Source organism: Amphritea balenae (assembly GCF_003858655.1).
In the GTDB taxonomy this organism is placed as follows: Bacteria; Pseudomonadota; Gammaproteobacteria; order Pseudomonadales; family Balneatricaceae; genus Amphritea; species Amphritea balenae.
The window spans coordinates 20,892-40,729 of record NZ_RQXV01000013.1 but is presented as its reverse complement, the minus strand read 5'-3'; the positions used below and the strand labels follow the sequence as shown (position 1 = coordinate 40,729).

General features: G+C 49.4%; 20 protein-coding genes. 13 read left to right on the top strand and 7 right to left on the bottom strand.

The window, feature by feature from the left end:
- Nucleotides 1–9: 9 nt before the first annotated feature.
- Both EHS89_RS18460 and EHS89_RS18455 read left to right on the top strand, forming a co-directional pair.
- A complete protein-coding gene (locus EHS89_RS18460; protein ID WP_124927650.1) occupies nt 10–1,020 on the top strand; it encodes an aspartate carbamoyltransferase catalytic subunit in 1,011 nt (336 codons plus the stop codon).
- A 2-nt stretch (nt 1,021–1,022) separates the two neighbouring features.
- Complete coding sequence (locus EHS89_RS18455) at nt 1,023–2,300, top strand: dihydroorotase (protein WP_124927649.1); 1,278 nt, start codon at nt 1,023–1,025, stop codon at nt 2,298–2,300.
- A gap of 82 nt (nt 2,301–2,382) precedes the next feature.
- Here the strand turns inward: EHS89_RS18455 and EHS89_RS18450 are convergent, their stop codons facing one another.
- On the bottom strand, nt 2,383–3,549 hold the full coding sequence (locus EHS89_RS18450) for a PilT/PilU family type 4a pilus ATPase (RefSeq protein WP_444541815.1): 1,167 nt from the start codon (nt 3,547–3,549) through the stop codon (nt 2,383–2,385).
- A 13-nt stretch (nt 3,550–3,562) separates the two neighbouring features.
- A complete protein-coding gene (locus EHS89_RS18445) occupies nt 3,563–4,597 on the bottom strand; it encodes a type IV pilus twitching motility protein PilT (protein ID WP_124927647.1) in 1,035 nt (344 codons plus the stop codon).
- A gap of 110 nt (nt 4,598–4,707) precedes the next feature.
- Between EHS89_RS18445 and EHS89_RS18440 the strand changes: the two genes are divergently transcribed.
- From EHS89_RS18440 to EHS89_RS18395, 10 genes are all read left to right on the top strand, one after another.
- Nucleotides 4,708–5,412, top strand: coding sequence for a YggS family pyridoxal phosphate-dependent enzyme (locus EHS89_RS18440; RefSeq protein WP_124927646.1), 705 nt, complete (start codon nt 4,708–4,710; stop codon nt 5,410–5,412).
- A gap of 41 nt (nt 5,413–5,453) precedes the next feature.
- The gene (proC, locus tag EHS89_RS18435; protein ID WP_124927645.1) at nt 5,454–6,278 is read left to right on the top strand and encodes a pyrroline-5-carboxylate reductase; all 825 of its coding nucleotides are present in this window, start codon (nt 5,454–5,456) and stop codon (nt 6,276–6,278) included.
- A gap of 111 nt (nt 6,279–6,389) precedes the next feature.
- Nucleotides 6,390–6,947, top strand: a complete 558-nt coding sequence (locus EHS89_RS18430) for a YggT family protein (RefSeq protein WP_124927644.1) — start codon at nt 6,390–6,392, stop codon at nt 6,945–6,947.
- 282 nt (nt 6,948–7,229) lie between these two features.
- Complete coding sequence (metX, locus tag EHS89_RS18425; protein ID WP_124927643.1) at nt 7,230–8,396, top strand: homoserine O-succinyltransferase MetX; 1,167 nt, start codon at nt 7,230–7,232, stop codon at nt 8,394–8,396.
- Entirely contained in the window at nt 8,396–8,986 is a 591-nt protein-coding gene (metW, locus tag EHS89_RS18420; RefSeq protein WP_124927642.1) for a methionine biosynthesis protein MetW, read from the top strand. The genes metX and metW overlap by 1 nt, the downstream gene beginning before the upstream one ends.
- A gap of 10 nt (nt 8,987–8,996) precedes the next feature.
- Nucleotides 8,997–9,467: a DUF4426 domain-containing protein gene (locus tag EHS89_RS18415; RefSeq protein WP_124927641.1), complete on the top strand. Its 471-nt coding sequence runs from the start codon at nt 8,997–8,999 to the stop codon at nt 9,465–9,467.
- Between the two features lie 9 nt (nt 9,468–9,476).
- Entirely contained in the window at nt 9,477–10,076 is a 600-nt protein-coding gene (locus tag EHS89_RS18410) for an XTP/dITP diphosphatase (RefSeq protein ID WP_124927640.1), read from the top strand.
- Nucleotide 10,077: 1 nt separating this feature from the next.
- Entirely contained in the window at nt 10,078–11,220 is a 1,143-nt protein-coding gene (gene hemW / locus EHS89_RS18405) for a radical SAM family heme chaperone HemW (protein WP_124927639.1), read from the top strand.
- A gap of 95 nt (nt 11,221–11,315) precedes the next feature.
- The gene (locus EHS89_RS18400; protein ID WP_124927638.1) at nt 11,316–12,209 is read left to right on the top strand and encodes a DMT family transporter; all 894 of its coding nucleotides are present in this window, start codon (nt 11,316–11,318) and stop codon (nt 12,207–12,209) included.
- Complete coding sequence (locus EHS89_RS18395) at nt 12,202–13,047, top strand: methylated-DNA--[protein]-cysteine S-methyltransferase (RefSeq protein WP_124927637.1); 846 nt, start codon at nt 12,202–12,204, stop codon at nt 13,045–13,047. The genes EHS89_RS18400 and EHS89_RS18395 overlap by 8 nt, the downstream gene beginning before the upstream one ends.
- 40 nt (nt 13,048–13,087) lie before the next feature.
- On the opposite strand, the gene EHS89_RS18390 is transcribed toward EHS89_RS18395, so the two are convergent.
- The 5 genes from EHS89_RS18390 to EHS89_RS18370 form a co-directional block, all read right to left on the bottom strand.
- Nucleotides 13,088–13,714 carry a response regulator transcription factor gene (locus EHS89_RS18390; RefSeq protein ID WP_124927636.1) on the bottom strand — a complete coding sequence of 209 codons (627 nt, stop codon included), beginning with the start codon at nt 13,712–13,714 and terminating at the stop codon, nt 13,088–13,090.
- Between the two features lie 58 nt (nt 13,715–13,772).
- Nucleotides 13,773–15,335 carry a PAS domain S-box protein gene (locus tag EHS89_RS18385; RefSeq protein ID WP_124927635.1) on the bottom strand — a complete coding sequence of 521 codons (1,563 nt, stop codon included), beginning with the start codon at nt 15,333–15,335 and terminating at the stop codon, nt 13,773–13,775.
- A gap of 81 nt (nt 15,336–15,416) precedes the next feature.
- Complete coding sequence (locus tag EHS89_RS18380; protein WP_124927634.1) at nt 15,417–17,057, bottom strand: acyl-CoA synthetase; 1,641 nt, start codon at nt 17,055–17,057, stop codon at nt 15,417–15,419.
- A gap of 152 nt (nt 17,058–17,209) precedes the next feature.
- Nucleotides 17,210–17,755 (bottom strand): hydrolase, encoded by a 546-nt coding sequence (locus EHS89_RS18375; RefSeq protein WP_124927633.1) that lies wholly within the window; start codon nt 17,753–17,755, stop codon nt 17,210–17,212.
- 15 nt (nt 17,756–17,770) lie between these two features.
- A complete protein-coding gene (locus tag EHS89_RS18370; RefSeq protein WP_124927632.1) occupies nt 17,771–18,202 on the bottom strand; it encodes a MaoC family dehydratase in 432 nt (143 codons plus the stop codon).
- Nucleotides 18,203–18,384: 182 nt separating this feature from the next.
- Between EHS89_RS18370 and EHS89_RS18365 the strand changes: the two genes are divergently transcribed.
- Nucleotides 18,385–19,770, top strand: a complete 1,386-nt coding sequence (locus EHS89_RS18365) for a malonyl-CoA decarboxylase (RefSeq protein WP_124927631.1) — start codon at nt 18,385–18,387, stop codon at nt 19,768–19,770.
- Nucleotides 19,771–19,838: the final 68 nt, after the last annotated feature.

The following is a 19,838-nucleotide window of genomic DNA, read 5'->3' as shown; positions in this document are numbered from 1 at the left end:
GGAACTGATATGTTTGAACAACAAGATCCAAATCTGATCCAGCTCAACAATGCCGGACAGTTAAAACACTTCCTTACCACCGAAGGGTTAAGCCGGGAGCTGCTTACAGAGATCCTGGACACCGCTGACTCATTTGTGGATATGAGCGCCCAACAGGTTAAGAAAGTACCTTTGCTAAGGGGTAAGACGGTAGTAAACCTGTTTTTTGAGGCGAGCACCCGTACCGCAAGCACTTTTGAGCTAGCGGCCAAGCGCCTGTCTGCCGATGTGTTGAATCTGAACATCAAAACCTCATCAACCTCTAAAGGCGAAACCCTTAAAGACACCCTGATGACAATGGAAGCGATGCACTCGGATATGTTTGTAGTGCGTCATTCAGATAGCGGTGCAGCGCATTATATCGCCGCTAACGTAACCCCGAATGTAGCGGTAATTAACGCTGGCGATGGCCGTCATGCACACCCGACACAAGCGATGTTGGACATGCTCACTATCCGTCAGCACAAAGGTTCATTTGAACCACTGATTGTCGCCATTGTTGGTGACATACTTCACTCCAGGGTAGCTCGCTCCCAGATTCATGCCCTGCGGGCATTAGGCGCGGCGGAGATAAGAGTCATCGCCCCGACTACACTGTTACCCCGCCATATCGAAGCACTGGGCGTAAAAGTCTTTACTGATATGAATCAGGGCCTGAAAGACGTTGATGTAGTGATGATGTTACGTCTGCAAAAGGAGCGTATGCAGAGCGCCCTTCTCCCCAGTGAAGCAGAATTCTATAAACTATACGGTCTGACTGAAGAAAAACTCAAGCTGACCCATCCGGACTCTATTGTGATGCATCCGGGACCGATCAATCGTGGTGTCGAGATCGAAACCGCCGTCGCTGACGGGCCAAAGTCGATGATTCTGAAACAGGTCACCAACGGCATTGCCGTTCGTATGGCGGTGATGTCGATGTCGATGGGTGGTCAGATGACTGAACAGCAAGCAGAGCGACAGAGTGAAACAGGCGAATGACCATGAATATTGAGATTCAAAATGGCCGCGTTATTGATCCTGCTAACGACCTGGATCAGATAACCAGTGTTTTTATCAGTGCCGGAAAAATTGCCGCACTCGGAGAGACTCCTGCTGACTTCAATGCTGACCAGGTAATTGACGCCACGGGTCTGGTTGTCAGTCCAGGGCTTATCGACCTGTGCGCACAGCTGCGCGAACCGGGTTATACCCGCAAAGGCACCATCGCCAGTGAAACCGCGGCAGCTGCAGCCGGGGGTATCACCACCATCTGCACGCCACCGACCACTAAACCGATTGCGGATAACACCGCCGTGGTTGATCTGATCCAGGATCGCGCAAAAGCTGCGGGTAATACCCGGGTATTACCGATGGGTGCACTGACGCAGGGTCTGCAAGGTGAACAGCTAAGTCCGATGCACGCCCTGAGTCAGGCCGGATGTATCGGTTTTAGCAATGTCCGCGAACCGATTCGCAGTTCATTAATTCTGGTTCGTTGTCTGGAATATGCCGCCACCCACAATCTGCTGGTCATTTTCCAGCCACAGGATGCCGATCTGGCCGCCGATGGTGCCATGCACGATGACACAACCTGTACCCGGCTAGGCCTGAATGGTATCCCTGAAAGTGCCGAAACAATTGAAGTTGCCCGCAACCTGTTACTGATTGAGCAGACTGACGTCAGAGCCCACTTCGGTCAGCTGTCCTGTGAACGTTCCGTCAAGATGGTTATGGATGCCCGGGAACGAGGGCTCAATGTAACAGCGGATATTGCTATTCAAAATCTGCTACTCACCGATGAAAACGTCAGCGGTTTTGACCCTAACTTCCACCTGATTCCACCACTGCGCAGCCAGCTGGACCGCGCGGGTCTGCGCCAGGCGCTGCTGGCCGATGGCTTCCAGGCGATCTGTTCCGACCACCAGCCCCACGAACTGGCAGCTAAGCAAGCACCGTTCGCAGCCACTGAGTCGGGTATGACCGGTGTCGAAACCCTGTTATCGCTTTCACTGATGCTGGTTGAGCAGGAACTCATATCTTTGCCTCAGATGTTACATAAGCTAACCGCAGGACCCGCGGCGGTGTTGGGCACCGAACTAGGCGCTCTGCAACCGGGTTCAAGTGCAGATATCTGTATCTTCAATCCTGAGCAGGAGTGGATGTTAACAGAGCAGAATTGCCGTTCTGCAGGTATCAATACACCGTTCCTGAACTATCCATTGAAAGGTGTCGTGCATTACACCTTGCTGGAAGGTCAGATAGTGTTCCAGCAAAGCTAAAGCTTCCGATACAGTTAAGCAGTGTAATAAAAAATGGCGCCTCAGGGCGCCATTTTTTTATTTCAAGTTCGGGCTCAGGATCCTACATCCCTTTCACATCCAGCGAACCTTCATTATGCAGGAAGTCTTCGTCGTCCTGCAGGAAGAAACCAGTATCTTCTTCGCTATCAATATCGGGGTTAGTTTCAGAATTAAGCTTAATCATCAGCCGTAGATCGTTCGGTGAATCAGCATGAGCAATAGCAACATCATAATTAATATTGCCATCTTTATACTCGTTATACAGCGCCTGATCGAAGGTCTGCATACCCAGATTGGTCGACTTTTTGATCACCTCTTTGAGCTCATGAACCTCTCCTTTACGGATCAGATCCTGCATTAGCGGCGTATTAATCAGAACCTCTATAATAGCCCGACGCCCTTTACCATCTTTAGTGGGCACCAATTGCTGCGCAATAATCGCTTTCAAGTTGAGCGACAGATCCATCCAGATCTGAGCATGATGCTCTGGGGGAAAGAAACTAATTATCCGGTCTAATGCCTGGTTAGCATTATTAGCATGCAGGGTAGCCATACAGAGGTGACCGGTTTCTGCGAAGGTCAGACCGTAGCCCATCGTATCGGCACTTCGAATCTCACCCATCAGTATCACATCCGGCGCCTGACGCAGGGTATTTTTCAGAGCAACTTCGAATGATTCTGTATCCAGACCCACCTCTCGCTGAGTAATAACACTCTGCTTGTGCTCATGAATATATTCAATTGGATCTTCAATGGTGATGATATGGCCCGCGGTATTGGTATTACGGTAATCAATCATCGATGCCAGAGAGGTCGATTTACCCGTGCTGGTGCCACCCACGAACAGAATCAAACCCCGCTTGGTCAGCGCCAGATCTTTAAGCACTGGCGGCAAATTCAGTTCTTCCAACGAGGGTATACGGGTATTGATCCGGCGTAACACCATACCCGGCGAGTTACGCTGGAAGAACGCCGATACCCTGAAGCGACCGATACCCGGCGCACTGATGGCAAAGTTACACTCCTTACTCCCTTCAAACTCAGACAACTGCCTGTCATTCATCGTACTGTAGGTAAGCGAGCGGGCTTGTGCCGGTTTCAACGACTCCTTCGTCAGTGGTTTAATACTGCCATCCACTTTAATACTTGGCCGGGCTCCCGCCGTTATAAACAGGTCTGAGGCATTCCGGTCAATCATGACCTTAAGTAGTTGAGTAATATCCAAAATATACGCTCCGTCGTTAGAAGTTCTGCGGCATCATCGCTTTTTCTCGGGCCGCTTCACGACTGATCAGGCCTTTCTGCAACAACTCAGTCAGAGTCTGATCCAGGGTGGTCATACCAAATGCCGATCCGGTCTGAATTGCAGAGTACATCTGTGCCACTTTATCTTCACGTATCAGGTTACGAATTGCCGGGGTACCCACCATAATCTCATGGGCAGCAATTCGCCCACCTTTAGGTTTCTTTAGCAGGGTTTGCGAGATAACACCCTGTAGTGATTCTGATAACATCGAGCGCACCATCGACTTCTCCGCGGCAGGGAATACATCGATAATACGGTCAATGGTTTTAGCTGCTGAGGTGGTATGCAAAGTACCAAACACCAGATGACCGGTTTCAGCAGCCGTCAGCGCCAGACGAATAGTTTCCAGGTCTCGCATCTCACCCACCAGGATGACATCCGGATCTTCACGCAGAGCTGAACGTAAAGCTTCATCAAAGCCCAGCGTATCACGATGTACTTCGCGCTGGTTTATCAGGCATTTCTTACTGTTATGAACAAATTCTATCGGATCTTCAATGGTCAGGATGTGCTCGTTGCGGGTCTCATTAATATAGTCAACCATCGCTGCCAGCGTGGTACTCTTACCTGAACCTGTCGGACCGGTGACCAGCACAAGACCACGGGGCTTTTCAGACAGGTCCTGAAATACCTTACCCATACCCAGGTCGTCCATGGTTAACACTTTACTGGGGATAGTCCGGAATACCGCAGCAGCACCGCGATTCTGATTGAATGCGTTAACACGAAAACGGGCCAGTTTCGGCACTTCAAATGAAAAGTCAGTTTCATAGCGCTCTTCATAATCTTTACGCTGCTTATCATTCATGATGTCATAGATAAGCGTATGAACCTGTTTATGTTCCAGAGAGGGTAATTTGATCCTGCGTACTTCTCCATCCACCCGGATTACGGGAGGCATACCCGCTGTCAGGTGAAGATCCGATGCTCCTTGCTGTACCGTAAAAGATAAGAGTTCTGTAATATCCATAATGTCTCTGGAGTCTGTGTTCTCTATTAATATAACGACCGTAATCAGATACGGTTAACGCACTCATCTTGTTATAAGATGTAACCTTAGCTATCGCCAGATATAACCATATGACAAACATAGCAAATAACCTCAGTATAATCTGTTCCAAAATCAACATTGCAGCACAAAATGCGCACCGAAATCCCGATGAGGTGACATTACTGGCTGTTAGCAAGACCCGCCAGTCAGAAGAACTGATGCAGTTATGGCAGGAAGGACAGCGCCACTTTGGCGAAAACTACCTGCAGGAAGCACTGGATAAAATTAAACTATTGCAGGGCAACGATATCTGCTGGCACTTTATCGGCCCGATTCAGTCCAACAAAACCCGCTCTATTACTGAAAATTTCAGTTGGGTCCACAGTGTAGACCGGCTAAAAATTGCCCAACGCCTGAATGATCAGCGTCCTGACAGTTTGCCTCCCCTGAACATTTGCTTGCAGATCAATATAAGTGAAGAACAGAGTAAATCGGGGATTATTCCAGCTGAATTGCCAAAACTGGCAGAACAGATTGCCGCAATGCCCAATATCAGATTACGGGGATTGATGGCGATACCTGCGAACTGCGAAGACCCTGAACAGCAACGTATCCCTTTTGCCCGGATGCAGGCACTGCTGCTACAACTACAAGAACAACTCCCGCAACAGCCTTTAGATACGTTATCGATGGGCATGTCCGGTGATATGGATGCTGCCATAGCAGAAGGTTCGACCATGGTTAGAATAGGTACAGCACTGTTCGGCCCGCGGGATTACAGCAACAAAATTTAACGAATGGTCATAAGTGACCTAACAGAATCAGGAATTATTAAGTGAGCACACAACCGACACTGGCTTTTATCGGCGCTGGCAATATGGCCCGGGCAATCATGGGTGGTCTGATCAACAACGGCTATCCGGCAGAAAAAATCTGGGCGACCGGCACTAACCCGGAAAAATTGAGCGATCTGCAGCAACAGGGGCTCAATACCACCACAGATAATGATGCTGCGGTAGCTGCTGCTGATATCGTTATTCTGGCAGTCAAACCCCAGATGCTTAAAGTCGTTGCCCAGGATATGGCTGCCGCAGTACAAAAACACCAACCACTTATCGTATCTGTAGCGGCAGGGATTCTATGTAATAGCCTGGATAGCTGGCTTGGCGGACAGCTGGCAATAGTCCGTTGTATGCCGAACACCCCGGCACTGGTTAAGCTGGGTGCCAGTGGATTATATGCAAATGCAGCAGTAACAGAGCAGCAGCGTCAGCAAACCAGCGAAATCATGCAGGCTACCGGTATTGCCGTATGGGTTGAAACTGAAGCTCAGCTTGATGCAGTGACGGCCGTGTCCGGTAGTGGTCCTGCCTATTACTTCATGGTGATGGAAGCGATGGTGGCTGCGGGTGAGAAACTGGGATTGAGTCGTGAAGTTGCTCAACAACTGACGATTCAGACCGCTCAGGGCGCTGCTGAGATGGCACGTCAGAGTGATGTCGGTCCGGCAGAACTACGCCGCAGAGTCACGTCACCAAAAGGTACCACTGAGCAGGCAATTAAAACCTTTACCGAACAGGGGTTACCAGAGATTATTGCCCAGGGAATGCAGGCCTGTAGTGATCGCTCCGAAGCGCTGGCCAAAGAGCTGGGTAAATAAGTTTCCTGTGAGATGCTAAAACAGAGTATAAAGGTGGTTCATAGAACCGCCGAAAGCCACTATACTCTGATAACTTACTGATTTTTTAATCTGTTACGGGATTTACTAGCTATGGGACAAGATCCTCTGAGCTCAATAATTCAACTGTTTGGCCAACTATACGCTTTTCTTGTGGTGTTACGTTTTCTGCTGCAAATTGCCAAAGCAGACTACTACAACCCCATTTCCCAGGCGGTAGTTAAAATCACATCAGCCCCCCTGGCACCGCTACAAAAGCTAGTGCCACGTCCGGGCAATATCGATCTTTCACCCCTGCTGCTGGCATTTCTGGTGCATCTGCTCAGCTGGTTCCTGATCCTGATATTTAAAGGTCAGGGGATCGGTGAAAACCTGTCCGCGGTTCTGGTCATATCCTTCGTCAGCGTATTGGATACTATACTAACAATCTATTTCTATGCGGTTATCGGTTCAGTGATTATCAGCTGGGTTGCTCCGGGTAGTTATCACCCAGGCCCACAACTAATTACACAGCTGACCGAACCTGTGTTTAGCCTGGCCCGTAAGGTAATTCCGTCATTAGGTGGACTGGATCTGTCTCCGATTCTGATTTTTATTGTCATTCAGATCGCCCGCAGCCAGCTGACTAGTCTGACTCAGTTTCTTCTCTGAGTCAGTTCCGGCCCAGGCAGCGAGATAATAGTCTGACCAGTCCGATAATAAGGTTAGAATTCATATCTCACTGTCGCCGCCAGAGGGCAAAGCCTGAGCCCATCTGATAGACTATTCCGATCCATTAAAGATTGAGCAACAATAAAGTGAAACATCATTCTCAACATAACTATCGCCCTACCGGCTATCTGATTTTGGATAGTCAGGCTCTGTTATACGAGATGTGAAGCGCGATAACAGACTCTACCTTCTATTCCGTGTTATCTGCTTTAAGTGAGAATTATGCCTCAATCTATTCCTCAAGACTCTGTTGGTATTGTTACACCACAGACTATACATTTTGATCAGCCTCTGGCGCTGGCCTGCGGTCAGACGTTGGAAAACTATGATCTGGTTATCGAAACCTATGGCGAACTAAACCCGGATGCATCCAATGCCATACTGGTGTGTCATGCCCTGTCGGGCAACCACCATCTGGCCGGATACCATAGCGCTGAAGATAAGAAACCCGGTTGGTGGGACTCAGCAATAGGCCCGGGTAAGCCGATAGATACCAACAAGTTCTTTGTTATCGGTCTGAATAACCTGGGCGGTTGTCATGGATCTACCGGTCCTCAAAGCCTTAATCCTGAAACCGGTAAGCCTTACGGCCCTGACTTTCCCCTTATGACTGTTCCAGACTGGGTTGAAAGTCAGGCCAGGCTGGCAGACCACTTTGGCATACAGCAGTGGGCTGCGATCGTTGGTGGTAGTTTGGGAGGCATGCAGGCACTACAGTGGTCGATTAACTATCCTGAACGCCTGCGTCACTGCATGGTTATCGCTGCGGCACCTAAGCTTAGCGCCCAGAACATCGCATTCAATGAGGTCGCTCGTCAGGCGATCTCCCGCGATCCGGATTTTAACAATGGCCATTATTACGAAGAGAATCAGATCCCCAAAACCGGACTGATGCTGGCACGTATGCTGGGGCATATAACCTACCTGTCTGATGACGGTATGCGGGAAAAGTTTGGCCGCGAGCTCAGAGAAGGTAAAATCAGCTACGACTTTAATCCGCAATTTGAGGTTGAATCGTACCTGCGTTATCAGGGTGAGCGTTTCTCTACCGCCTTTGATGCCAACACCTATCTGTTAATGACCAAAGCGCTGGATTATTTCGACCCGGCAGCCGACTACAACCACAGCCTGCCCAGCGCATTAGAAGGCGCATTATGTAAATTTATGGTGATCTCATTCACGACTGACTGGCGTTTCTCACCGGAAAGGTCCAGAGAGATTGCCGATGCACTGGTTGAAGCAGAGAAGCAGGTTAGCTATGCCGAAATCGATTCAGATCATGGCCACGATGCCTTCCTGATTCCCAACCCTCGCTATATGGATATATTTGCCGCCTATATGCAACGGGTAGGCGCTGATATTCCAACCACAGGTAAGGAGGCCAACTAATGCGCGCAGATCTCGATATCATTCAGGAATGGGTGAAAACAAAGAGTAAAGTACTGGACCTGGGCTGCGGTAATGGCGAACTGTTATGTTACCTGCAACAGGAAAAAAACATCACCGGTTATGGGGTTGAGTTCGGTCACGACAATATTACTGCCTGTATCGAAAAGGGCGTCAATGTCATCGAAAAAAACATCGATGAAGGCCTGGCAGGTATCGAGGATAACAGCTTCGATACCGTGATTATGACTCAGGCGTTACAGGTGATGCACCGTCCGGATCAGATTGTTGATGAGATGCTGCGAATAGGTAAAGAATGTATTGTTACTTTTCCTAATTTCGGCCATTGGCGGGCGCGGGGGTATCTGGCGTTGCGCGGGAAAATGCCAGTCTCAAAATTCCTGCCCTATACTTGGTACAACACACCCAATATCCATTTCTGTACCTTTAAGGATTTTGAAAACCTCTGCCTGGAACGCAACATTCATATTCTTGAGCGTACTGTAGTGGATAATCAGCATAAACATCACTGGTCGATCCGGCTCTGGCCAAACATGCTCGGCGAAGTCGCCATCTACCGGATCACCCGATAAGGAGTAGGTTATGAAAATGCAATTCTGGAGCAAAGGATTTACAGCAGCTCTGACGCTGTTTATCGGTCTGTTTTCAGGCTTGTTAACCAGTACTGTTCAGGCAGAACAGATGGTCGCTCATGGCGATTACATCATCCATTACAACGCCTTTAATAGTAGTTTTATTCAACCGAATGTTGCCAAATCCTATGGTATTAAACGTAGTAAAACTATCGGTTTATTGAATGTTTCAGTACTACATAAGCAGGCTGACGGCACGGCTAAAGCTGTCTCAGCAATAGTACAGGGCAAAGTAACCAATCTGATCTCACAAAATCAGACTCTGGACTTCAGTAAGGTAGAGGAAACCGATGCCCTCTATTATATCGGCGACTTTGGCTTTACCGATGATCAGGTGCTGCGTTTCAGCCTACAGGTACAACCGGATCCGAACACATCGGCTTACGAAATCAATTTTGAGCAGCGCTTTTACGTCGACTAAGGAAAACCAATGAGTCAAAAAATTGTTCTGGCCAGTGGCAATAAAGGCAAGCTGAAAGAGTTTAATCAGGTACTGGGCGGGCTGGGCGTTGAAGTTCTGCCTCAGTCTGAATTTCAGGTTCCTGATGCCGAAGAGACCGGCCTGAGCTTCGTCGAAAATGCGATTCTTAAAGCCCGCCATGCCTGCCAGCTAACCGGTTTACCGGCGTTGGCTGATGATTCAGGCCTTGAAGTGGACGCCTTGCAAGGCGCGCCAGGCATCTATTCAGCCCGTTTTTCAGGAAGCGATGCTAATGATGCCGATAATAACCGCAAACTGTTACAACAGCTGGAAGGCAAACAGGGCGCTGAGCGTAGCGCCCGCTTCCGCTGTGTACTGGTGTTTATGCGTCATGCAGAAGATCCCACACCACTGATCTGTCAGGGTAGCTGGGAAGGCCAGATACTGGAGGCTCCACGGGGTGAGAATGGCTTCGGCTACGACCCGCTTTTTCTGATTCCCGAATTAGATAAAGCCTCTGCCGAACTTCCAGCAGAGCAAAAAAACCAACTCAGCCACCGGGGTAAAGCGGTGCAGCAGTTAATTGGAACAATTCAGGCCTATCTCTGAGATGTTACAACTACCGCCGCTTTCTCTTTATATCCACATCCCATGGTGCGTGCGGAAGTGTCCCTATTGCGACTTCAATTCCCATGCTATCAGCGGTGAAATTCCTCAGCAGCGTTACATTGATGCCCTGATCAGGGACCTGCAGGGAGAATTGGCAGCTGTTCAGGGCCGTGAGATTGAAACAATTTTTATCGGGGGCGGTACTCCCAGTCTATTTGACGCTCAGGGTATCAGCCAGATTTTACAGAAAATTGGTGAACTGACACCTATTTCTGCAGATGCCGAAATTACTATGGAAGCCAATCCGGGCACCTTCGAGCAGGAGCGTTTCGCCGGATTCAGAGCCGCCGGGGTTAACCGCTTATCCATCGGCATTCAGAGCTTCGACAGTGCCCAGTTACAGCATTTAGGCCGTATCCATAATCGTAGCGATGCATTGCATGCGGCAGCAAAAGCACGCGAAATAGGCTTTGATAATTTTAATCTGGATCTGATGCATGGACTACCGAATCAGACCCCTGAACAAGCGCTCAACGACCTGCAACTGGCAATTGATCTGCAGCCCACACACCTGTCCTGGTATCAGCTGACAATCGAACCGAACACCGAATTTTTCAGCCGGCCACCGACACTTCCGGAAGATGAAACCCTTTGGGCAATTCAGGAACAAGGTCAGGTCCTGTTAGCCGCCAACGGCTATAACCAATACGAGATCTCTGCTTATAGCCAGACCGGCCGTCAGTCCCGTCATAACCTTAACTATTGGTGTTTTGGTGATTACCTGGGCATCGGCGCCGGCGCCCACGGTAAAGCTACCTGGCCAGAGCAGCAGCGCATTAGCCGACGCTGGAAAAAGCGTCAACCCAAAGCTTACATGGACGCCCTCAACCCGGTATCCGGCGAACAGGATATTAGCCGGGATGAACTACCCTTTGAGTTTATGATGAACGCTCTGAGGCTGACACAAGGCGTAGAAAGCTCAATGTTTAGTCCACGCACCGGACTTAGTATTGAGCAGATCGAACCTTTACTAACCCAGGCCCGAAATAAAGGCCTTTTAATCAATGATCGCAATCTCATCGCTCCTACCGAACAGGGCCGTCTATTCCTGAATGATCTTTTAGAAATGTTCATCAACGAATAATCCTTCGTTGCGCAAGAATCGGGTAGTCTAAGACTCCAAAAAAGATCACACTACAGCCGCTAATCATTTTGTAATGACATTTATGGAAGATTGTTATGGGTTTACGAAGTCTGTTACAGCTACTGCTTCTGGCCGCTCTCTGGGGAGGTTCCTTCCTATTCATGCGGATGGCCGCCCCTGTCATCGGACCGGCTATCCTGATTGAATTCAGACTGTTATTCGCAGCCCTGTTTCTGCTGGCTGTCGCGCTGCTAATGAAGCGAAAACTGCAGACGCGAAAACACTGGAAACACTACGCTATGCTCGGCTGGTTCAACTCAGCCCTGCCGTTCCTGCTGTTAGCCTATGCTGCCCAGACGCTATCCGCATCCCTGCTATCAATCCTCAATGCCACGGCACCGATCTGGGGTAGTGTACTGATCGCCCTGCGTTTCAAGACAAAAATCTCACTGAAAAATATAATAGGATTATTACTAGGTATCGCTGGCGTTGCCCTGCTACTCGGATTTGATACTAACCTGCTACTGCCTGGCTCAGGTATTGCCGTTATTACGGCGTTGGGTGCCGCCTTCAGTTACGGTATAGCCAGCACTTATGCGCAGGGCGCAGCCAGCGTTGAGCCCTTCGCCAATGCCCACGGCAGTATGTGGGCCGCAACGTTCCTGCTAATCCCTCTGTTACCGTTGTTTCCTGCGCAACCCACCAGCGACAGCACCATAATCGGTGCCGTTATCCTGCTGGGTATTTTCTGCACCGGGGTGGCCTACCTGCTCTATTTCCGACTGATCGCAGAAGTCGGCGCCGCCTCCGCTCTGACCGTGGTTTATCTGGTCCCGATCTTTGGTGTGCTCTGGGGCTATCTGCTATTAAATGAACCGGTCGGTTGGCATACCTTACTCGGGGGTAGCATTATCCTTACCGGTACCGCACTGGTTACCGGTTTTAATCCCCGTGCACTGTTACGCAGGAGGGCCACTGCAAATGTCTGAACTCAAAACAGATAGCCACTATCAAACCGTTGCCGACGCCATCTGTTACATTCGTCAGCATGCCAAACAGCAACCAGAACTTGCAGAGATAGCAGACGCGGTCAATCTGAGCGAGTATCACCTGCAACGTTTGTTCAGTAGCTGGGCAGGCATTTCGCCTAAACGCTTTCTACAGTATCTCACCAAAGAGCATGCCAAGCAGGCGTTACAGCAATCTACCGATACTCTGTCTGCTGCGCTTGATGCAGGGCTGTCGGGCAGTGGACGGCTACATGACCTGATGATCAGCTGTGAAGCGATGACGCCGGGCGAGATAAAATCCGGCGGCAATGGCGTTCAACTCAATTACGGCCAGGCATCTACCCCGTTTGGCATCGCACTCATTGGCTGGACTGACCGGGGGATCTGCTATCTCGCCTTTATTAGCCATGATTTGCCAGAAAAGCAGCAAGAGCTACTGAATCAATGGCCAAACGCCACGGTGATTGAAGACAGCAATGGCGCCGATTATATAAGTCAGACAATATTCCCCGCGACCCCGCAACCCGGTAAGTTGCATCTACTGCTACGGGGCACTAACTTTCAGATAAAAGTCTGGGAAGCGTTGATTAATACCGGGCAGGGACAGCTTATCTCCTATTCACAACTGGCCCGGGCAACCGGATCACCTAAAGCTCAACGGGCTATCGGCAGCGCTGTCGCCGCTAACCATATTGGTTTTCTGATCCCCTGTCACAGGGTAATAAGGGAGAGCGGCGAAAGCGGTAATTATCGTTGGGGAGCTGATCGAAAACAGGCAATACATGCCTGGGAAAGCGGCCATTCTCTATCAAAATAGAGCAGTTCTATGCTCTACAACAGTTCCTCCATACTGGATATTAATGACTCGCCAGACCTGTGATTAACCCCAGACTAATCGCCATCTGGATCAGCTCAGGCAGAGATTGCGCCGCCATTTTATTCATCAGATTGGCCCGGTGACCCTCAACTGTTTTACGGCTTATACCCAATAAATCTGCGATTTCCTGGTTTGCCAGACCTCTGGCAACCTGTTCAAACACCTGTCGCTCACGCTTAGTCAAAGCGGTATAGTTTTGCTGTACTACCAATAGCTGATTTTGACTGGCACGGTTTGCCAGATCCTGCTCCAGTGCTTGCTGCACATGATCAAGTAATACCTGGTCATTGAAGGGCTTTTCTATAAAGGTACGGGCTCCCTGAGTCATGGCCGTTACCGCCATATCAACGCTGCCATGACCAGAGATCATAATCAGAGGCATCTCGATACCGTAATCCGGTAGCTTCTTCTGCGCACTGATACCGCTTAGGCCCGGCATTCGTACATCCATCAGGATACAGCCGCTAGAATCAGCGATATAACCATCGAGGAACTGTTGAGCATTTTCATAGGCGCGTACGCTCAAACCAACCGATTCAAGCAACCACTGCAGAGAGTCCCGTACATCGGCATCATCATCTACTACATAAACTGTCTGCTCAGTCATATCGCCCTTAACTGTCTTTTATAAATAACCGCAATGCCCGATTCAGATCTGAAGCGTTTTAAGCTCCTTCTGTAGAAAGAACAAAGCTAAACTTCGCGCCCACATCAGGTAAATTCTCTGCCTGAAGTTGTCCACCATGCCGTTCAATCAGCGTGCGACTAATCGCCAGCCCCATCCCTAAGCCATCAGCTTTAGTGGTAAAAAACTGCTCAAACAACTGTTCAGGATCATCCACTGGCAAGCCCGGCCCCTGATCCTGCACCGAAATTATAACCTGATCCGCCCGCCCCATTGAAGCCTCCAGCCACACCATAAGAGCCGGTTGATTCTCATCCCGATGACAAGCCTCTATACCATTTAGCAGTAGATTCAGCAGAATCTGCTCCAGCTGAATACGATCAGCATATACCGCGGGTATTCCAGCAGGAATGCGGTTCATCAACTGCACATTATGCCGTTTAGCTGCGTTACCACAGAAACCAATCAAATCATCAACAATAGGATTTAGCTCTAACAATTCCCATTCAGGATCTGTTTTACGGGTGAAATCCATCATCTGACGAACAATTTCCCCCGCCCGTAAAGCGGTATTACCGATCCGCTCTAATGGTTGTTCGATATCTCCCAAAGCCGATTCCCGGTCATATTCCATCCGCCTCTGAATCCCCCGGACATAGTTTACTACCGCTGTCAGAGGTTGATTGATTTCATGGGCAAGCCCTGTTGCCATCTCACCCATAGTAATCAGTCGGGCAGCATGATCAATCTCGCGCTGATACTGCTGTTGCTTAGCTTCAGCCTGCTTTATCGCCGTCATATCCCTGGCCACCGTGGAAAAGTACTCCAGCCGGTTATCAAGACTCCGGTGTGCCAACACCTCAAGCATGACAGGAATAGTCCGCTGATGGATACGGCTGAACATTTCGGCCTCTCCCTGCCACCGCCCCTGATCATGGGCCTCAGGAAAAGCCTGCTGCTGTAACAACGAATAACTTTCAGGCGTAAAGAGTGCTGTGAGCTGCAAAGATTCATGGGCAGAAACCTCCAGCCCCAACGCATCACGGGCCGCCTCATTTAGCTGGCTCACGCGATGATCCGGCGTGACAAAAGCAACCAGATCACTGCTATGTTCAAGTACTCTGGCCAGGCGCCGATTCGCTTGTTCTGCATTAATACGCTGACTCACATCCCTGGATACTACTAAGATCTCTTTTAACTCGTCGGTCTTTGCATCACGAATCGAACGACTGGTACTTTCTAACCAGGTGTAGTGGCCATCTTTACAACGAAATCGATAGGTATGGGTATACAGGCCCCGTTCGTAGCTGACACTAGGGGAGCGACGTTTGAAGTCTTCCACGTCATCGGGGTGATAGAGTTCATAGGCAGACATGCCGACTATTTCGTCAACGCTATAGCCCAGCAGATGAGTCACTGCAGGAGACGCGTAAATAAAACGCCAGTCATCCGGTGTATGCCGGGAGATCATATCAGTCGACTGTTCAGCCATCTCAGCAAGCAGTCGATGGCGCTCTGTATCTGCGGATGGCATTGATACTCTGGTGCTTTGCTCTTCGTCTGCAGACGATTTCATCCGGGTACTCTCAGGTGGTTGGCTCATAAACATTATCGATCCCCCCGATCATAGCAAGCTTGCCCGGACAGTTCAGTTATCCACAAACTATCCGGCCAGCAACAGCGCTTAATCATCCAGTTGCTGCAGCATATTACGCAATGCAAATTTCTGGACTTTACCGGTTGAGGTCTTTGGCAGATCGGCAAACAACACCCGTTTAGGGCACTTAAAATGTGCCATATTTTCACGACAGAAGCTGATAATGTCTGCTGCGCTCACCTCCCCTTCCGGTTTAAGCGTCACTATGGCACAAGGTACTTCACCCCAATGATCATCGGGTTGCGCCACGACTGCGGCTTCCATAATGGCCGGATGCCGGAATAACGTATCTTCCACTTCAATAGTGGAGATATTCTCTCCGCCAGAGATAATCACATCTTTAGACCGGTCTTTAACTTCGATATATCCATCGGGATGCCAGACCGCCAGATCACCGGTATGGAACCACCCCCCTTCAAAAGCATCCGCCGATGCTGAAGGGTTTTTAAGGTAGCCTTTCATCAGGGTATTGCCCCGCATAAAGACTTCCCCCATCTGAAGGCCATCCATCGCTACTGGCTCTAAAGTGACAGGATTAGCCACCATCAATCTATCCATCGCCGGAGCCCGAACGCCTTGCCGGGCCATTTTCGCCGCCTTCTCAGGCAACGGCAGCTGTGCCCAGTCTTCCTGAAAAGAGCAAAACACACTGGGACCATAAGTTTCAGTCAGGCCATAAGCATGCACAACCTGAATCCCCAACTGTTCCATCCCTTCGATGATAGAAGCCGGTGGAGCTGCGCCGCCGGTCGTTACCGTCACCGGATGATTTATCTCTTTCTTATCCTCATCTGGTGCATTAAGCAGCATATTTAATACCACCGGGGCACCACAGAAGTGAGTCACACCATAACTATCAATCGCCTGAAACACTTTTTCGGGTAGCAGGTGGCGTAAACAAACATGGGTTCCGGCTACCGCGGTCACCGCCCAGGGATAACACCAGCCATTGCAGTGAAACATTGGCAGGGTCCAGAGATAAACCGCATGGGGCGGCAGATTCTGCCCCAGTATATTACTCATGGCATTCAGATAAGCACCCCGGTGATGGTACACAACGCCCTTAGGATTACCTGTTGTGCCTGAGGTATAGTTCAGCGCAATCGCCTGCCACTCATCTGCTGGCGGCTGCCATTGAAAGTCACTTTTACCTTCAGCCAGCAGTTGCTCATAGGTCAGCTCGCCGAGCAGATCACCCCCATCAAACTGTGGATCATCAACATCGATAACAAGCGGATTTTGTTGTGACATTTTCAGTGCTTTACCCACCGTAGCGGAGAACTCACGATCAGTAATCAACACCTTTGCTTCACCATGATCCAGCATAAAGCTCACTGTTTCAGCATCCAGCCGGGTATTCTGCGCATTCAGCACCGCCCCAAGCATAGGCACTGCAAAATGCAGCTCCAGCATCTCCGGAATATTTGGCAGAACCGCAGACACCGTGTCACCTACCCCTACACCCCGCTTACTCAGTGCTGACGCCAGGCGCAAACAGCGTTGATAGGTTTCCGACCAGCTACGTCTCAGATCACCATAAACAACCGCTGTACGCTGCGGGTAAACACTGGCTGCCCGTTCGATAAAGCCGATCGGGCTCAGTGCAGAGAAGTTTGCACTATTCTGCTCCAGCCCCATCTCGTACGGATTGTTATTTTTATTTTCCATATCTGCTTCCCGCTTTTTTTGTCAAAAAATTCTCATACGCCATGAGCGCACACCAAAGTAGGTAAAAGATCGTAAAAAAGCGCAGCTCACTTATGTAATAAAGTAATTTGAGCGAACTTTTAACGACCTATAGCCAAGTCGCAACAGCTTCATTAACGTAAAAACTTCATACTGAAATCCCGGAATTCCGGCACATCAGAACGCATCATCCATTCAAAACCGACCATTTCACGGGTTACTATTTTGACTCCCTCATCACGCATCCGGGCAATCGCATACTCAGTATCTACCGGATTACGCGCAGAAATAGCATCGGCAACCACGTAGACTTTCTTACCCTGCTCTAACAGGCGTAAAGCACTTTGCATCACACAGGCATGAGCTTCCATACCGCAGATAATGATCTCTTCCCGGTCCATCGCATCAATACGGGCACTGCATTCAGGGGAGTCCGCACAGGAGAAATAGGTCTTACCGATAAAATCATCAGCCGGTAACAGCTTCTTCAACTCATCAGTGGTCGGCCCTACGCCTTGTGGATACTGTTCTGAACCCAGTACAGGCACCCCGACCAGCTGCGCCAGCTCCATCAACCAACGACAGCCTTTTACCAGCTGCTCACTTTCATGCACACCCGGTAGCAACTTAGCCTGAACATCAATCACTAACAGCGCACTTTTTTCTTTATTAATCAGCATATTATTTCTTCCTATTCAAACCGGACGACGATCGACCATATTTGTAGCAACACCGGCAGCAACCACTTTACCTTTTACCGTACACACAGTTTCCAGGGTTACACGACGACGTTCCTCATTAATTTCCAATACCTTTGCTGTCGCCGTCACTGTATCGCCAATATGTACCGGCGCCTTGAACTTCAACTGCTGATCGATATAGATAGCACCGGGTCCCGGCATCCGCGTGCCTAATACCGCTGAGATCAGCGCCGCACTAAACATGCCATGCACAATACGCTGACCAAACATCGTTTGTTCCGCATACTCAGCATTAATATGCACCGGATTATCATCCCCGGATACTCCGGCAAACAGCACCACATCAGCTTCGGTCACTGTCTTTGCATAGCTGGCGGTCTGTCCAACGGTTAGATCTTCCAGGTAAAAACCGTGTAAATCATCCATCTCTATATCCTCAATAGTTATTATTTTTTTACCCATAAACCGGGTTTAAAGACTAAGCATAGGATCAACAATACTGGTTTATACCTATAAAACCAAGTAAAAACCCTTGGTTTTTTTAAAATATCCTGCTAGCTTAAATAGCGAAATGTCGGCAGAGCCTTATATCAGGCCGGGAGAAAAGCATGACCAGTCAGACTATCAGCCCCTTAACAAGAAACGCTCCAACCCTGCTGGCACGTACTGTAGGTCACCTGCGCCGTATCTGGCCTGCCGGTTCAGATAACAGATCTTCCAGCGAGCTGTCTCTTAGTCCAGAGCTGGAACAGAGTGATCTGGAGCAGCTGATTAAATGGATGGATGGCTGCCTGTTACATGAAGGTGATGAAGTCACCGCCCGTAACCGTGCAGTCATACTGGGGCGCAGCTACCTGATGTTAAATGAGCAGGGACGTAGCCGTTTTTTGCTGCTACTGGCTGAACGTTACGGTATTGACAATGACCATGTTGAGCAGTGTTTTCAGCTATGGAAGACGGCTCCTGGTCAATACGAGCAGCAACTTAGAGAAGCTCTGGATCCCGCCAGAATGAAGCTTCTTACGCAATTTAATGGCTTACCTGAGGGCGTAAAATTTTTAGTCGATATGCGTAGCGAGCTGCTTCGATTGAAAAAATCTTACCCCCAACTCAGCGCACTGGAAGCAGACCTGAAACGCTTATTGATTAGCTGGTTTGACATTGGCCTTCTACAACTGGAGGAGATCAGTTGGCAATCCAGCGCTGAGCTTCTGGAAAAGCTGATCGCTTATGAAGCAGTACATGAGATTCAAAGCTGGGATGACCTGAAAAACCGACTCGATTCTGACCGCCGTTGTTTTGCCTTTTTTCATCCGAATATGCCCAACGAACCACTGATATTTGTTGAAGTCGCGTTGGTCAAAGGGCTGGCTGATAATGTTCAGGCGCTATTAGATGAAACGGCGCCGTTACAAGATATACAGCAAGCTGACACAGCCATTTTTTACTCAATATCCAACGCTCAACAGGGCCTGGCAGGTATCAGCTTTGGTAACTTTCTTATCAAACGGGTGGTTGCACGGTTACAGCAGGAACACCCTCAGCTACAGCAGTTTTCTACCCTGTCGCCAATGCCAGGGTTCTGCCGCTGGCTGGAGCAACTAGATACCTCAGAACTCAGTCAACTGCCTGGCGGAAAGCAGTGGCTACAACATAAAGATACGTCAGCTTCAGACTCAGAAACACAAAATCCATCACCTGAAAGCCGTGATTCATTACTAAGTCTGGCTTGTCATTACCTCAGTCAGGTCAAAGGCCGGAGTCACTTCAGTAAAGATCCGGTGGCTCATTTTCATCTGAGTAATGGCGCTCAGATAGCCCAGTTAAACTGGCTGGCAGACTCATCGATAAAAGGTTTGCAGCAATCAGCCGGCATCATGGTGAACTATTTGTACCAGCTACCCGATATTGAAGCCCGCAGTCAGAATTATGACCAGCAAGGCAAAGTATCACTGGCTCAGAATCTTAAGCCATTGCTCAAAGCTCATAAATAAGAGCGCTGAAATATGCGACCTGAGACCGACATTCTGGTCAGGCAAATAAAATTTAACTTAGCGAATCC